General features: G+C 30.8%; 17 protein-coding genes, 2 tRNA genes and 1 riboswitch. Of the genes, 10 read left to right on the top strand and 9 right to left on the bottom strand.

All coding sequences use genetic code 11. From position 1 onward, the window contains the following. Nucleotides 1–62: 62 nt before the first annotated feature. Nucleotides 63–572: a 2'-5' RNA ligase family protein gene (locus tag BDW25_RS03100; RefSeq protein WP_002448232.1), complete on the top strand. Its 510-nt coding sequence runs from the start codon at nucleotides 63–65 to the stop codon at nucleotides 570–572. Between the two features lie 48 nt (nucleotides 573–620). Here BDW25_RS03100 and ltaA read toward each other — a convergent pair whose 3' ends face one another. Then, nucleotides 621–1817: a lipoteichoic acid biosynthesis MFS flippase LtaA gene (ltaA, locus tag BDW25_RS03095; protein WP_182476508.1), complete on the bottom strand. Its 1197-nt coding sequence runs from the start codon at nucleotides 1815–1817 to the stop codon at nucleotides 621–623. Further along, the gene (locus tag BDW25_RS03090) at nucleotides 1792–2970 is read right to left on the bottom strand and encodes a diglucosyl diacylglycerol synthase (RefSeq protein WP_002455524.1); all 1179 of its coding nucleotides are present in this window, start codon (nucleotides 2968–2970) and stop codon (nucleotides 1792–1794) included. The genes ltaA and BDW25_RS03090 overlap by 26 nt, the downstream gene beginning before the upstream one ends. A gap of 380 nt (nucleotides 2971–3350) precedes the next feature. Here BDW25_RS03090 and BDW25_RS03085 point away from each other — a divergent pair, with 380 nt between their 5' ends. The 6 genes from BDW25_RS03085 to BDW25_RS03060 all read left to right on the top strand — a co-directional run bounded on the left by BDW25_RS03085 (nucleotide 3351) and on the right by BDW25_RS03060 (nucleotide 11203). Beyond that, nucleotides 3351–4835 carry a UDP-N-acetylmuramoyl-L-alanyl-D-glutamate--L-lysine ligase gene (locus tag BDW25_RS03085; RefSeq protein WP_002448144.1) on the top strand — a complete coding sequence of 495 codons (1485 nt, stop codon included), beginning with the start codon at nucleotides 3351–3353 and terminating at the stop codon, nucleotides 4833–4835. Beyond that, on the top strand, nucleotides 4825–5082 hold the full coding sequence (locus tag BDW25_RS03080) for a YueH family protein (RefSeq protein ID WP_133944805.1): 258 nt from the start codon (nucleotides 4825–4827) through the stop codon (nucleotides 5080–5082). Before BDW25_RS03085 ends, BDW25_RS03080 begins: the two co-directional genes overlap by 11 nt. Beyond that, the gene (locus BDW25_RS03075) at nucleotides 5079–6641 is read left to right on the top strand and encodes a peptide chain release factor 3 (RefSeq protein ID WP_087437211.1); all 1563 of its coding nucleotides are present in this window, start codon (nucleotides 5079–5081) and stop codon (nucleotides 6639–6641) included. Before BDW25_RS03080 ends, BDW25_RS03075 begins: the two co-directional genes overlap by 4 nt. Nucleotides 6642–6761: 120 nt before the next feature. Further along, nucleotides 6762–6894, top strand: a riboswitch (yybP-ykoY riboswitch). A gap of 56 nt (nucleotides 6895–6950) precedes the next feature. Beyond that, nucleotides 6951–7748 (top strand): TerC family protein, encoded by a 798-nt coding sequence (locus BDW25_RS03070; RefSeq protein ID WP_002455522.1) that lies wholly within the window; start codon nucleotides 6951–6953, stop codon nucleotides 7746–7748. A gap of 233 nt (nucleotides 7749–7981) precedes the next feature. Next, entirely contained in the window at nucleotides 7982–9826 is a 1845-nt protein-coding gene (locus BDW25_RS03065) for a S1C family serine protease (RefSeq protein WP_133944803.1), read from the top strand. Nucleotides 9827–9844: 18 nt separating this feature from the next. Next, entirely contained in the window at nucleotides 9845–11203 is a 1359-nt protein-coding gene (locus BDW25_RS03060; protein WP_002448187.1) for a TrkH family potassium uptake protein, read from the top strand. A 163-nt stretch (nucleotides 11204–11366) separates the two neighbouring features. On the opposite strand, the gene BDW25_RS03055 is transcribed toward BDW25_RS03060, so the two are convergent. Then, a complete protein-coding gene (locus tag BDW25_RS03055; RefSeq protein ID WP_133944801.1) occupies nucleotides 11367–11969 on the bottom strand; it encodes a CPBP family glutamic-type intramembrane protease in 603 nt (200 codons plus the stop codon). Between the two features lie 15 nt (nucleotides 11970–11984). Next, on the bottom strand, nucleotides 11985–12161 hold the full coding sequence (locus tag BDW25_RS03050; RefSeq protein WP_002448045.1) for a YkvS family protein: 177 nt from the start codon (nucleotides 12159–12161) through the stop codon (nucleotides 11985–11987). A 188-nt stretch (nucleotides 12162–12349) separates the two neighbouring features. Between BDW25_RS03050 and lplA the strand changes: the two genes are divergently transcribed. Further along, on the top strand, nucleotides 12350–13339 hold the full coding sequence (gene lplA, locus BDW25_RS03045) for a lipoate--protein ligase (protein ID WP_049437421.1): 990 nt from the start codon (nucleotides 12350–12352) through the stop codon (nucleotides 13337–13339). A gap of 91 nt (nucleotides 13340–13430) precedes the next feature. Here the strand turns inward: lplA and BDW25_RS03040 are convergent. From BDW25_RS03040 to BDW25_RS03030, 3 genes are all read right to left on the bottom strand, one after another. Beyond that, a tRNA-Ser gene (locus BDW25_RS03040) sits at nucleotides 13431–13519 on the bottom strand. 3 nt (nucleotides 13520–13522) lie between these two features. After that, nucleotides 13523–13597: transfer RNA gene (locus tag BDW25_RS03035), tRNA-Asn, on the bottom strand. 144 nt (nucleotides 13598–13741) lie between these two features. Further along, complete coding sequence (locus BDW25_RS03030; RefSeq protein ID WP_133944799.1) at nucleotides 13742–14326, bottom strand: competence protein ComK; 585 nt, start codon at nucleotides 14324–14326, stop codon at nucleotides 13742–13744. A 207-nt stretch (nucleotides 14327–14533) separates the two neighbouring features. On the opposite strand from BDW25_RS03030, the gene BDW25_RS03025 reads away from it, so the two are divergent. Next, a complete protein-coding gene (locus BDW25_RS03025; RefSeq protein WP_133944797.1) occupies nucleotides 14534–14752 on the top strand; it encodes an IDEAL domain-containing protein in 219 nt (72 codons plus the stop codon). A 67-nt stretch (nucleotides 14753–14819) separates the two neighbouring features. Here BDW25_RS03025 and BDW25_RS11005 read toward each other — a convergent pair whose 3' ends face one another. Beyond that, a complete protein-coding gene (locus BDW25_RS11005) occupies nucleotides 14820–14918 on the bottom strand; it encodes an SAR1012 family small protein (protein ID WP_017175792.1) in 99 nt (32 codons plus the stop codon). 89 nt (nucleotides 14919–15007) lie between these two features. Then, the gene (locus BDW25_RS03020) at nucleotides 15008–15220 is read right to left on the bottom strand and encodes a TM2 domain-containing protein (protein WP_107623416.1); all 213 of its coding nucleotides are present in this window, start codon (nucleotides 15218–15220) and stop codon (nucleotides 15008–15010) included. Between the two features lie 143 nt (nucleotides 15221–15363). Here BDW25_RS03020 and BDW25_RS03015 point away from each other — a divergent pair, with 143 nt between their 5' ends. Beyond that, nucleotides 15364–15915, top strand: a complete 552-nt coding sequence (locus BDW25_RS03015) for a GNAT family N-acetyltransferase (RefSeq protein ID WP_002455517.1) — start codon at nucleotides 15364–15366, stop codon at nucleotides 15913–15915. The last annotated feature ends 5 nt before the right edge of the window (nucleotides 15916–15920 follow it).

Raw genomic sequence — 15920 nt, 5'->3', positions numbered from 1 at the left:
TAATAACGTATTAAATAGAATTTTGATATAATAGAAGTATGTTAAACAAAGGAGGAATTTCAATGAAGATAGGATTAGCACTTATTCCGGCACAATCATTTCAAAATGAAGTAGATGGCTATCGTAAGCGTTATGATACGGAGTATGCACGTATTATGCCACATATTACGATTAAACCTCACTTTGAACTTAAAGAAACAGAATTAGATTCATTTAAAGACGAAGTTAAACAAAAATTAGATGGATTTAAACCTGTAGAGGTCCACGTGACAAAAGCTTCAAGCTTTAAACCGACAAATAATGTTATTTATTTTAAAGTTGAAAAAACAGAAGAATTAGAAAATTTATTTAATACATTTAATACCGAATCATTTTATGGTAAAGCTGAACATCCATTCGTTCCTCATTTTACGATTGCTCAAGGTTTAACGAGTCAAGAATTTGAAGATATATTTGGTCAAGTGAAGCTTGCAGGGGTAGACCATAGAGAAACCATCGATGAACTTTCATTGTTACATTACAATGAAGATGAAGATAGATGGAACATTGTTGATAGTTTTAAACTAGCATGATATGTATATAAAAAAGAAGTCAAAACTAAAATGTTTTGACTTCTTTTTTTAAGAATATTTTTGATGCTTTTTACTTTTGATAAAATAAATGCCATAAAAAATAGCGAGTAATAGAAAAATGAAAGCTGAGACATAGAATGTATTATTTAATCCATTTGAGAATTGAGCGATAAGGCCTCCGAAAAGAGGACCAATCATTGAACCAAAGCCTTGGACACTATTAAATACACCCCAAGTTTCTTCTTGTTCAGACGGATCGATATGTCCAGCCATAAAAGTATTCCAAGCAGGTAATAAAATGCCATACATTAAACCTATAAAGGCGGCAACTATCCATACAACAATAATATTGTTAACTAGTGAGAGACCAAAAATAAATAGCGTAAACAATATGAATCCTACAAAAATAACGGCATACATAAAGCCAGTGCTATTTTTATCGATTATTTTAGATAAAAATAACATTGATATTGCACAACCAATACCACCAATAGCGATAGCAGCAGTATATTCAATAGTTGTTACCCCCACAACTTTTGTAGCATACGTCGGCAATATTGGAAGCAAAGCTGATATTGAAGCACCTTGCAACAAAATACCTGGGAATAAAATCATATGACGCTTCATTACTTCTACGATTTGACCTAATTGTTCTTTTACAGGTTTAGTATTGTAATTTGTGAGTTTTACATCTACAAAATAATAAAGTATCCATGCAATAATGACGACAAGAGACATCGTGAATGCAAAACGCGTTGGATGTATTTTGACTAGAACATTCATAAACGCCCAGCCTACAAGTAAACCTAATAACCATGCAAAATATACATAACCCATTTGTTTGCCACGTTGACTTTCTTCCACACTAGATAACATGATTACCCATATTGGACTGACTGCAATTCCTAGCATAATTGCACTAATAATGATAATGATAGGATGAGCTGGAAAGAAAATAATTAGAAACAAGCTTAAAAAAGCTAATAAAAAACCTAAATTAAGGACAATTTTAGTCCCAAATTTCTTTAATAAAAAACCAATCACAAAGTTTGTAGCTGCATCTGAAATAAAATGAATAGATAACGCTGCTGAAGTCACAGCTACAGCGATAGAGGTTACAGTAGGTAAATAGTTAACATAACTTAATACATACATGCCTCTAGCAAATTCCATTAAAAATAAAATAACGAGCATTATTTTAAAGTTTTTACTTATGCTTTTATTGTTTGACAAAGAACTTAGCATATAATGGCACCTTTCCATAAATTTCTTGCTGTTGAGATGAATGATTGAGCATATTCAATAAATCGATACAAAGTCGATGAGTTGAATAATCTACTCTATCCTGACGCATTGTATTTATCATTAGAGTTAATTTGTTCGAATCATGTGTTAATTCAGAGACAATATCAATTGCATCTTCAGGAGTATTAGCAATTCTACCATACCCTTTTTCTTGGAAATAATACGCATTTTCTAGTTCCTGTCCTGGAGCAGGATTTAAGAAAATCATTGGGATACTTCTTGTCAAACCTTCGGATATCGTAATCCCACCTGGTTTAGTAATCATTAATTGACTTGAAGCCATCCATTCATTCATATGTTTTGTATATCCTAAAATGAGAACGTTGTCGTAAGATTTAAATCTAGCTTCCAAATTACGTTTAAGTCCTTTACTTCTACCACAAATCATAACGACTTGAGAATGAGGACTTTTTTCTAAGATACGTTCTATCATATGTTCAAAACCTTTTGATACTCCAAAAGCACCTGCAGACATAAGGATAGTATTTTTTTTAGGATCTAAATGATATTTTTTTAGCCAAGCCTGTTGATCAATATCCGCTTCAAATTTATCAGAAATAGGGATACCCGTGACTTTAATTAAAGATGCCGGTACACCAACGTTTACGAAGTCTTCTTTTGTATCTTTAGTAGCTACATAATATCTATGAGAATTTGGAGTAATCCAGTTTTTTTGTAGACGATAATCCGTCATGACTGTTGCAATAGGGATACGCATGTTAAATTGTTCAGTTAATACTGACATCACGGGCGTTGGAAAAGTCATTAAAATCAAGTCAGGCTTTTCTTTTAAAAGTAGGTTAATCAGTTTATTTAAACCATAGTATTTATAAAAACATTTATCTAATTCATCTGGTCGACTATAATAAAAGTTTTTATACATATTTCTAAAATATTTAAAGCTATTGATATACCATTTTTTACAAATAGACGTAAGGATGGGATGTGCTTCCATAAATAAATCATGCTCAATAACAGAAATATGAGGTAGATTCATGTCATTCAATTGATTGACAATACTTTGTGTCACTTGTAAATGACCGTTTCCAAATGATCCAGTGATAATCAATATCTTTTTATTTTGAGTAACCATTAATAGTCACCCTCCAATAATTTAAGTTTAATCCATCGAATGATGTATTACAGTAAAAAATACATACTAGTATAAAGAATATGTATTTCATTCAAGGAAGTCATAAAATTCATTTATAGTGAATTATAGCATATTCGAACAATGATTACTTTAACTTTATACCCTTATCCTAGCACTAATAAAGTGAAATGTAGGAGGCTTACACTAAGATAAGAAAAAATTTATAAATAATTAACTTAGAATTAATATTAATAATACAGAACATACAAAAGTTATTTGATTTTAAGTAGTTCAGAATTTACTTTTTTAGGTGAGAATAAATTTATCAACAACTTTAAAATGTGTATAATAGAGATATTGAAAAAAAGGAGCGATACATTTTGAATGCGAATGAGTTGTTCAATAAAATAAGAGTTAAACAAGTTATAGGAACTTTAGATATAGATATCACTGATATTACTACAGATTCACGAACTGCTAGTGGAGAAAGTATCTTTGTAGCTTCCAAAGGATATACCGTAGATAGTCATAGATTTTGTCAAAATGTCATTGACCAAGGAACTAAAATTATAGTTGTAAACCGTAAGCAAGAAGTTAAAGGAGAAGTAACACAAGTTATTGTACCTGATACTTTAAGAGTAGCCAGTATATTAGCGCATACATTATTTGATTATCCAAGTCAACAACTCACTACCTTTGGGGTCACTGGTACAAATGGTAAAACTTCAATCGCGACGATGATTCACTTAATTTACAGGGGATTAGACAAAAATAGTGCATATTTAGGTACGAATGGATTTCAAATTAATGAAGAAAAAACAAAGGGGGCAAATACTACTCCTGAAACTGTATTGCTTACTAAGAAAATTAAGCAAGCTGTAGACAGTAAAGCTGAAGCAATGACTATGGAAGTCTCAAGTCATGGATTAGCTCTAGGACGATTAAGAGGTGTAGAATTTGATGTAGCTGTTTTTTCAAATTTAACACAAGATCATTTAGACTTTCATGGCACAATGGAAGCTTATGGACATGCTAAATCATTACTATTTAGTCAATTAGGTGAAGATTTATCAAAAGAAAAGTATGTGGTGTTAAATAATGATGATGATTTCTCTAAATATTTAGAAACAGTAACACCTTATGAAATATTGACATATGGTATAGATAATGAAGCACAGTTTATGGCTCAAAATATCAAAGAATCTTTACAAGGTGCACAATTTGATTTTGCTACTCCATTTGGCACGTACCATGTTTCATCACCATATGTAGGTAAATTTAATATCTCAAATCTTATGGCAGCTATGATAGCAGTGTGGAGTAAAGGAATCGATTTCAAAGATATCGTAGAAGTGGTGAAATCTTTAGAACCTGTTGAAGGGCGTCTAGAGGTTTTAGATCCATCACTTCCAATCGATTTAATTATTGATTATGCACATACTGCTGATGGTATGAATAAACTGATTGATGCAGTGCAACCTTTTGTTAAACAAAAGCTCATCTTTTTAGTAGGCATGGCTGGCGAACGTGATTTAACAAAAACGCCTGAAATGGGGGCTGTTGCATGTCGAGCAGACTATGTGATTTTTACACCTGACAATCCAGCAGATGACGATCCTAAAATGTTGACTGCAGAACTTGCTAAAGGTGCAACACATAATAACTATATAGAATTTGAAGATCGAGCTGAAGGTATTAAACATGCTATCGAAGTCGCGAATCCAGGTGATACAGTTGTACTTGCTTCTAAAGGTAGAGAACCTTATCAAATTATGCCAGGACACGTGAAAGTGCCACATCGTGACGATTTAATTGGTTTAGAAGCTGCGTATAAAAAGTTTGGAAAATCCAACTATGATCATTAAGCAACTTTCTGAACAAAATGAAATAATCAATGTCTATCTATATGAACACGTGCATTATTCTTATTATATGATAGCTATTCCAGATATGTTTTGGTCTGTAGAATTAAATGCACAACTCAATGAACAGGAAATAAATGAAGAGTTAATAATGCAATTATTTACATTTAAAGAAGAAAGTGAAGCATTGCGTATAGCTTCTCAGTTATCTAAGTGGATAATAAAGGATTTAAAGGAGAATAATGAATGAGTTTAAAAGAAGAAATAGAATCAAGAAAAACGTTTGCTATTATTTCACACCCGGATGCTGGTAAAACGACGCTAACTGAAAAATTATTATATTTTAGTGGTGCTATTCGTGAAGCGGGTACTGTAAAAGGAAAAAAAACAGGGAAATTTGCAACCAGTGACTGGATGAAAGTAGAACAAGAACGTGGTATTTCTGTAACCAGTTCAGTCATGCAGTTTGATTATGATGATTATAAAATTAATATTCTAGATACACCAGGACACGAAGATTTTTCTGAAGATACATACCGAACATTAATGGCGGTTGACAGTGCAGTAATGGTTATCGATTGTGCAAAAGGGATCGAACCCCAAACATTAAAATTATTTAAAGTATGTAAAATGAGAGGCATTCCTATCTTTACTTTTATCAACAAATTAGACCGTGTAGGTAAAGAGCCATTTGAACTATTAGAAGAAATAGAAGAAACGTTAAATATTGACACATACCCAATGAATTGGCCAATAGGAATGGGACAAAACTTTTTTGGTATTATTGATCGTGAGACTAAAACTATTGAACCTTTTAGAGATGAAGAGAACATATTACATTTAAATGATGAGTATGAACTTGAAGAAGAACACACCATTGGCAATGATAGTGCTTTCGAACAAGCGATTGAAGAATTTATGTTAGTTGAAGAAGCTGGCGAAAAATTTAACAATGGAGCATTATTAAATGGCGATTTAACTCCTGTATTTTTTGGCTCAGCATTGGCTAATTTCGGGGTTCAGAATTTCTTGAATGCATATGTAGATTATGCGCCTATGCCTAATGCTCGTCAGACGAATGAAGAAGTTGAAGTTAGCCCGTTTGATGACGAGTTCTCGGGTTTTATATTTAAAATTCAAGCGAATATGGATCCAAAACATAGAGATAGAATTGCTTTTATGAGAGTAGTCAGTGGCGCGTTTGAAAGAGGTATGGATGTGACCTTGCAACGTACCAATAAAAAACAAAAAATCACACGCTCTACCTCTTTTATGGCAGATGATAAAGAAACCGTCAATCACGCTGTAGCTGGAGATATTATTGGATTATACGATACAGGTAACTACCAAATTGGTGATACATTAGTTGGAGGTAAACAAAAATTTAACTTCCAAGATTTACCACAATTTACACCTGAAATTTTCATGAAAGTCTCTGCTAAAAATGTTATGAAACAAAAACATTTCCATAAGGGAATTGAACAGCTTGTGCAAGAAGGTGCGATTCAATATTATAAAACACTTCATACGAATCAAATTATTCTCGGTGCAGTGGGTCAATTACAATTTGAAGTATTCGAGCACAGAATGAAAAATGAATACAATGTAGATGTCGTTATGGAACCTGTAGGTAGAAAAATTGCACGTTGGATTGAAAATGAAGAGGATATTCAAGATAAGATGAACACGTCACGTTCTATTTTAGTGAAAGACAGATATGATAAGTTTGTTTTCTTATTTGAAAATGAATTTGCTACACGTTGGTTTGAAGAAAAATTCCCAGATATTAAACTATATAGTTTATTATAAAAAATGACAATATAAGGTTTAATTTAAAATAATAATAAAGAGATACAATATTTTTAGCTTTAACATTGTTTATATATACCAAATCTGGTTATAATACTCTTAACAAATAAATACCTATGACTTAATGTCAGAGGGGAGTAACTTGAGAATTTGAGGGGCTATATTACTAACATCTTAAATTCAGCATTTTATCGTCATTACGAAGTTGATACTTCCGGTAAAATGAGCAAATTTGCTAAGTGAGACCTTTGCTATGAATTAGCATAGGTCTTTTTATTTGTAAAAAATAAATAAAGGAGCTGTCTTTTCATGGATCCAAGCTTAATTTTACCTTATTTGTGGGTAATATTAGTGTTAGTATTTTTAGAAGGATTACTAGCAGCAGATAACGCGGTTGTAATGGCAGTAATGGTTAAGCATTTACCACCAGCACAGCGTAAAAAAGCATTATTCTATGGTTTACTAGGAGCATTTATTTTCCGTTTTATTGCTTTATTTTTAATTAGTATTATTGTGAATTTCTGGTTTATTCAAGCGATTGGTGCTGCATACTTAATTTTCATGTCTATTAGAAATCTTTGGAATTTCTTCCATAAGAAAGATGAAGAGGAACAAGTTGGGGATGAACATCATTATGATGAAACTGGCGCTGAAAAGAAAGTAAGTGCTGGAAAATTTTGGGCTACCGTATTTAAAGTAGAGTTTGCTGACATTGCCTTTGCAATTGATTCTATGTTAGCAGCAATGGCTATTGCAGTGACACTTCCTAAGATGGGTATTCATTTTGGCGGAATGGATTTAGGTCAATTTGGAGTTATGTTCATCGGTGGTATGATTGGTGTTATTTTAATGCGTTTTGCAGCAACATGGTTTGTTGATTTATTAAATAAATATCCAGGTTTAGAAGGTGCCGCTTTCGCAATTGTTGGCTGGGTAGGTATTAAATTAGTAGTTATCGTATTAGCTCATCCAGATATTGGCGTATTATCAGAAGACTTCCCACATAGTACGTTATGGCAAGCAATCTTCTGGACTGTAATGATTTTATTAGTTGTGATTGGATGGTTAACATCAGTACGAAAAAATAAAAAGAATGCTAAGCATTAGATATAATCGATACCTTTTGAAGTTTTTTATAAGAGACTTCAAAAGGTTTTTTCAATTAATAACTATTTGTATAATATTTTTAGAAAATATTTGACAATCGTTTGCTTATTAACACTAATGATATTAAAATTTAAGTAATATATAAATTAATTCAGATAGATATATAACCACATAAAAGTAAATCATTTTTTTAGTGATATATATTGTGATTTCAAGGTTAGGAGTGGGCATCTTTGGATAATGATAAAAAACAAGTGATACCGCGTAGTAAATATGGGCGTAAACGTCACGAATACTTTCATAATGAAGAACGCGAGGAACGTATTGAACGTGAAAGACAAAAGCGTGAACATTTAGCGGAAAAAGAACAGCATCAAGCAAAAGTAAATGAAGAACGTGTCAAAGATAATTTAAGAAAAGCTAGAATTGAGAAATTAACACAAGAAGAAATTCAACAACAACAACATTTAGCTAAGTTAAGATCAAAAAGAGATGCATCAAAAACAGCTAAGAAAAATAATAGGCATCATTTAACTCTGCCTGAAGAACAACATCTTAAACAAGAAGACATACATAATGAGAAATTGAAACAGCAAAAACCAATTTCGAGTAATGGCTCAAAAAGTGAAAATGAAACGAATAAATCTATAGAACCAACTTATAGTAGATTGAATAAAAATAATGAGTCTCGTCAAAAGTCTAAAAAAGAAAAAGACAATCAGCATAATGATACAATTAAAACACAATCTAAACATCCAACAATAACTGAAGAATCATACATTTCATCTAAGGATAAAGGATCAATTCATACTGAGAAAGAACAAATGTCAACTCAAGTAGAACATATTAAGAGTGAACAATCAAAGCACATATCTAATTCTGATAAGAATACGACAGAAAATATATCGGATCAACAACCTCATGAATCACATGAACAATCAGCAAATGATACACAAAATAAGATCGTTGACTTTTTAAAAGAACATTGGATTAAAATTTTAATCGCAATTGCTTTAATATTAATCTTAGTTTTAGTAAAAGCTATTTTTACTGAACCTTCTCAAGAACAACATTCAAATCAAACACATACACAAGATAAGAAGTACACAACAACTATGAAAAACGCTAATAATACTGTCAGATCAGTGGTAACAGTAGAAAGTGACGCACCTAAGAATACTTCAGTTCAAAAGACAAATTCAAAATCAGATAATGAACTTGGCTCAGGTGTCGTCTACAAAATTGTAGGCGATACTTTTTTTGTATTAACAAATACACATATTGTTGGTGAAGCGGACAAAGTTAAGATTACATATGGAGAAAATAATAGTATAAAAGGTGACGTTGTCGGAAAGGATAAATGGTCCGATATTGCAGTAGTGAAAGCAAAAATCAATGATAAAAATATTAAACCTATCCGTATTGGAAATTCAGATAAATTAGTTTTAGGGGAATCGATATTAATTGTAGGTAATCCTCTAGGAGAAGAGTTTAGAAATACGGTATCTAAAGGGATTATTTCGGGGTTAAATCGATTGGTTCCTGTTGATTTTGATAAAGATAATAAAAATGATGAATTGATGCAAACGTTCCAAATTGATGCTTCTGTTAATCCTGGGAATTCAGGTGGAGCTGTAGTTAATAAAGATGGAGAGCTTATCGGTATTGTCTCATTAAAAATTAATATGCCAAGCATAGAAGGAATGGGTTTTGCTATTCCCATTAATGAAGCTAAATCAATCGCTAAAGAGCTTGAAAAAAATGGGAAAGTAAATTATCCCAATACTGGAATAGCTTTAGAAAATGTGAATGATTTAAATCATTATGAACGCTCACTTTTAAAATTACCTAATGATATAAATGATGGGATTTTAGTGAAAAAATTAAAAGATGACGGTTTAGGTAAAAAATCAGGTTTAAAAATTGGTGATGTCATTGTAAAATTAGAAGGTAAAACATTAAAAGATAATTTGCAGTATAGACACATCCTGTTTAACCATCGACAAGATTTAAAAACGTTATCGGCTAAAATTTACAGAGATGGAAATATTCAAGATATAGAAATTAATTTGAAATGACATTGAGGTGACAAACTAATGTCTATTTTCAGTAAATTATTCAAAAAATCAACGCCTCAACAAGGTATTGTTTTATATTATTTAATTGCAATTGTCGTTGCATTTTTATTACTCAATTTACCTTTTGTACATAAACCTGGCGTGAAGGTAAGTCCTATAGATACGTTGTTTGTAGCTGTATCTGGAATTAGTGTGACCGGTTTAACGCCAGTCAGTATTATTGATACCTATTCATCATTTGGCCAACTTATCATTTTAATTATCTTAAACATCGGTGGCATAGGCGTAATGGCGATAGGTACAGTGTTGTGGGTAGTACTTGGTAAACACATTGGTATGCGCGAACGTCAACTTATTATGCTTGATAATAATAAAGACACAATGAGTGGGACAGTTAAGCTTATTATTGAAATAGTTAAAACAATCATGACTATCGAAATTGTAGGTGCACTCTTGCTTGCATTTTATTTTTACAGAGACAATCCTGATTTGAAAAATGCTTTAATGCAAGGTTTGTTTGTATCTATTTCAGCTACTACAAATGGTGGGTTAGATATTACTGGTCAATCGCTAGTTCCATATGCCAAGGATTACTTTGTACAAACTATTGTAATGTTTTTAATTATTCTTGGATCAATTGGTTTTCCAGTATTACTTGAAATCAGAGCTTATATACGAAATAGAGTAAGTCATTTTAGATTTTCTTTATTTACTAAAATTACAACAACTACTTACTTTTTCTTATTTATATCTGGATTTTTATCTATTTTAGCACTTGAGTACAATCATGCATTCAAAGGATATAATTGGCATCAATCTTTATTCTATGCATTATTTCAATCTGCAACTACACGTAGTGCTGGATTACAAACCATTGATGTGACACACTTTAGTGATGCAACAAATGTCATTATGAGTATTCTCATGTTTATTGGATCTTCTCCGAGTTCAGTAGGAGGAGGTATTCGAACAACGACATTTGCGATACTTATTTTATTTGTGATTAATTTTAATAACAATACAGAAAAATCATCGATTAAAGTATTTAATAGAGAAATTCATATCATCGATATACAGCGTTCTTTTGCTGTGTTTATAATGGCGACAGTACTTACTTTTGTAAGTATCATTATTATATTAGCAGCAGAAGCCAATAATTTATCATTCTTACAGGTATTTTTTGAAGTCATGTCTGCATTTGGAACATGTGGACTATCACTTGGGGTGACAGATAATATTAGTAGTATTACTAAGGTAGTCTTAATGCTTCTTATGTTTATAGGACGTGTCGGTTTAATATCATTTATTATTATGATATCTGGGCGTAAAGAACCTGATAAATTTAGTTATCCAAAAGAAAGAATTCAAATTGGATAAACAGAGAAAGGAAAGTGGGATACATTCATTTTGAATTCGTTATCCTACTCTTTTTTGTATATAGATAGTTATGTTTTAAATGAAAAAGTAATATCGTTATTGAAATGAATCGTGATACCAATCAAAAAACCTTTTCTTAGTTTTAGCAACTAAGAAAAGGTTTTTATCCATGAAAAATAAGTAATAAAATGATGGCAACAATTTGACCTAAAGACGATGTAACAATACGTCTTGTATACTGATAACTCAATGATAATATGACTTGAGCTATAAAGATAAAAATAACAATCCACCATTTATCAAGATAGATAAATAAAGAACTAGAACATAATGCAGGTATTAAAATTGTTATCCAGCGAGGTAGTCTGAATTTATTTAACTCTTTTTGTAAGACAGCACGCATGTATAACTCATGACAAGGAATGACAAATAAGATAGTAATTAACATTTGCCATTTAAAATATACACCCGTTCTTGATAATTCTTTAATTAATTCGGTATAAGTAATTTGTGACGATATAAGTGAAAATATAAGTTGTATTATCATTAATACAACACCTGTGATTACTCCCACACCAATAGAGGTTAATAGACGTTTTGATGTGATATCCCGTTGATAAAATACATAACTAATGCCAGCAATTAACATTATACCAGTATATAAATACCAATATTCTTGATGTTCTCCCCACATTATAAATAAGATGAGATGAAATACAATAAAACTTGCAACAAACCAAATTAAGGGTTTAGATGTATTTTTCATTTAATATTAACCTTCTTATTCAACGATTTTATATCGTTTGTGATTAATAACTGTTTTTTCAGGTAAATCTAGTTCATTAAAATTTTCCATAATTGTCAAATCAACAATAACTGAATTATCATTAATTTTTTCAACACGGCCTCTTAAACCGTCATAAAATTCTACAATATTTCCAACTTCTGCAACAGTCATTTCGAGTCCTCCTCAAATCATAGCTAGACTATATTGTACTAAAATTTACACTACAAATAAACAAATATATACTAAAATTAGAAAATATTATATTATTTTTGAAAATAATGCCATAATTAAGTTAAACAATCGATAATGGATGATGTATTGCATTATTAAATTTTAAAAGAAAGAGAAAGGTGAGTACTATGAAATTTGTAAGTAATAATAATATTACTGACCCTACAATTAACCTAGCTATGGAAGAATATGTACTTAAACATTTACCTGCAGATGATAGTTACTTTTTATTTTATGTTAATGAACCCTCAATCATTGTAGGTAAAAATCAAAATACAATTGAAGAAGTTAATAAACAGTATATAGATGATCATCATATTCATGTTGTACGACGAATTTCTGGAGGAGGAGCTGTGTATCATGATAAAGGAAATTTGAATTTTAGCTTTGTAACGAGTGATGATGGTAACAGTTTTCATAACTTTAAGAAATTCACTGAGCCTATTGTTCAAGCTTTACAATCTATGGGTGTAGATGCAGAAATGACAGGCCGTAATGACATTCAAGTAGGCGCAGCTAAAATTTCCGGAAATGCTATGGTTAAGGTTAAAAATCGTATGTTTAGTCATGGTACATTAATGCTAAATAGCGATTTAGAAGAAGTACAAAACGCTTTAAAAGTGAACCCTAAAAAAATTCAATCTAAAGGTGTGAAGTCTGTACGTAAACGCGTAGCAAACATTGAAGAATTTTTAGATGAATCTATTACAATCGATCAATTTAAGCAAATCATTTTAAAAACTATCTTTGGTGAGCATGAAGTAGAGGAATATCATTTAACGGAAGAAGACTGGAACAATATTAAGCAATTAAGCAATGAAAAATATCGTACTTGGGATTGGAATTATGGTAAAAATCCTAAATATAATTTTGAACGGGACGAGAAGTTTGAAAAAGGATTCATTCAAGTTAAATTTGATGTCAAAAAAGGAAAAATTGAACATGCTAAAATCTTTGGCGATTTCTTTGGAGAAGGAAATGTCAATGAATTAGAAGATGCTTTAGTAGGAATATTACACGATTATACTCATATAAAAGAAGTAATGGAAGACTATGACTTTTATCATTACTTTGGTGATATTGATAAAGACAGTATATTGAAATTAATGGCGTATTAGTTTCAATATAAAAAAGGAGTCAAATTGTAGAAACAATGGCTCTTTTTTTATATAAAAAAACTCTTTACTTAAAAAGTAAAGAGTTAAATGACGGAAACGGAGGGATTCGAACCCTCGCGCCGCTCTCGCGACCTACACCCTTAGCAGGGGCGCCTCTTCAGCCAACTTGAGTACGTTTCCATATGGCTCCGCAGGTAGGATTCGAACCTACGACCGATCGGTTAACAGCCGATAGCTCTACCACTGAGCTACTGCGGAATAATATAACGTGTTCTTTAATCAACACAAATACAATTATATCAATAATATTAAAATTTGCAAGAGATAATCTTTAAAAAATATACGGAACATTTACACTAAATTAATATAATCGTTCCGTATATTTTAAAAATAAACATACAGCTATTTATCTTCTAATAAAGAATAGTGTGAAAGGGCCTCAAAAATATTTAAAGATGTTTTTTCATAATCGATTGGCATATCTGGATTATTAGACTTCATTCTTGCTTGTTTATCAATCATATAGTAATAGAAAATAGAATTAGAATATTGATGCCATAAACTATGAAAAGATACATTTAATGTTAGTGCTTCTTGGTTTGCAAAGATAATTTTACTCTTTCTGTTCTTTAATGGCTTAATATCAGAAATATAATGCATATTAATCCATATATTTTCTTCTAAACGGTCTGAATGTGTTGGGAAAAAGTAAGTTGGAAACAATGGTGTGAGAAGGATGGGAGGTTTACTAGTTATTCCAGCGATGCGTTGAGTTTCAGCTTTCTTGCTTAAGTAGTTATTGCCATAAAATCTACATGATCGTTCAATAATTTTTTGAGTTTTAAAAGGGCTTATTTCTCGTGAGGTATCGAATTTGAGGATTTCTGAACCGTTCGATTGTTGATGATTGTCAAATGTAGGTCTAATCACCATATCACCTTTACGTATGACATAAATCGTATTAGGTGGTTTATTGAACTGAGTCATAAGATCAGCTCCTTATTTAATTATTTATTATTAAACACGAAGAGTGATTAACAATATAAAATTATTATATAAAAAAAGTATATGTTGTCAAGTTATTATTTAAAAATAAAATTACACTATTTTATTTAGAAAAGTCTGAATATTCATTGATTTCAAAATAAAAAGCTTGTATACTATTTTTAAATTAATAGAAAGGTAGTGAATTTTATGTATTACAATACAAATGTTAAACATACCACACTAGAAGAATTTGTAATGACGATGAATGATTTAGGTGTAGAACTTGTGATTGACGAAGCTTTACGTTTAGAAAGAAAGAAACAACTTGTAACATTAATCGATGAAGCCTTGGTTAATAGAAATGAAGATGATTTTAATCAATACACTACTGAATTAAAACATTTGGAGGCATTTCTCAATGAGTAAATCCGGTTCCAATGAGTCATTATAAAAAGGTCTATTCTCTAAAATAAAGTGAATAGACCTTTTTAAATTATTTTCTTTTTGAATTTCCTTCTATTTTATTTTTAATCCATTTTAATACATATCCTGTAATAATTGTTCTCACAATACGTTTAATAAAGTTTTTCATAGTCACATTCTCCTTTTTAAAACTATTATTAATTTATACCCCATTTTCTTTAATTTAAAGAAGAAAGTTTAAATACTTTTGGTTGTTTTTTATCTGGGTATAAAAATATATCCATTATTATCAGCTGTAGTAGTGAAAATAATAATCATGCCATGAATAATCGAAATAATTGTTGGAATAAGTGTCCAAAAAAAGACCAAATGTAATACGCCTTGTCCAACTTTATCCGCATAGAACTTGTGAATCCCAACACCACCTAAGAACAATGCACATAATACATACAATGTTTTGTTTACTCTCATATTATGGATGCCTCCTTATTTTCATATTGTAAGTAATTTATGACTAAAATCAAGAACGTCACTTATAAAAGAATCAGTTTATACTTACTATAATATTTAATTTCTTGTAATAATATGAGTATGATGTAGATGGAGGGATAAATATGATTAGAAAAGCGACACCGAGTGATAATAAGCAAATTGCAAAACTTTATTATTTAATATGGAAAGATATGGAACTTGACATTGTAAAGGAAATTTCTAAAAAACGTATGATCAATTTGCTTGAACTTAGTATAGTTAATGTACATTATCGTACCTATTATAAAAATATATGGGTATATGAAAAGAATAATGAAGTGGCCGGTTGTATTATCGCTTATGATGGTTCAAAAGAAATGGAGTATGAAGAACAATGGAACCAACTGCCTCTTGAAGAAGATATCAGATTAGTTGGAACACCTTTACCTATAAAAGAAGCTAAAAATGATGAGTGGTATATTGAAGCAGTGGTCACATCGCCTGATTATAGAGGACAAGGTATTGCGACACAATTGTTGGAACATTTGATCACCACAAGTTCTAATAAAAAATGGAGTTTAAATTGTGATTATAATAATGAGAAAGCACTTAAACTTTATAAACAACTAGGTTTCAAATGGGTTGAAGATATTAATTTATATGGCCATGATTATCTACATATGATATATATATAATAATA

The organism is Staphylococcus sp. AtDRG32 (assembly GCF_004365845.1).
In the GTDB taxonomy this organism is placed as follows: domain Bacteria; phylum Bacillota; class Bacilli; order Staphylococcales; family Staphylococcaceae; genus Staphylococcus; species Staphylococcus hominis.
Note: the sequence above shows the minus strand (reverse complement) of the source record. Positions and strands in the feature narration are given on the sequence as shown.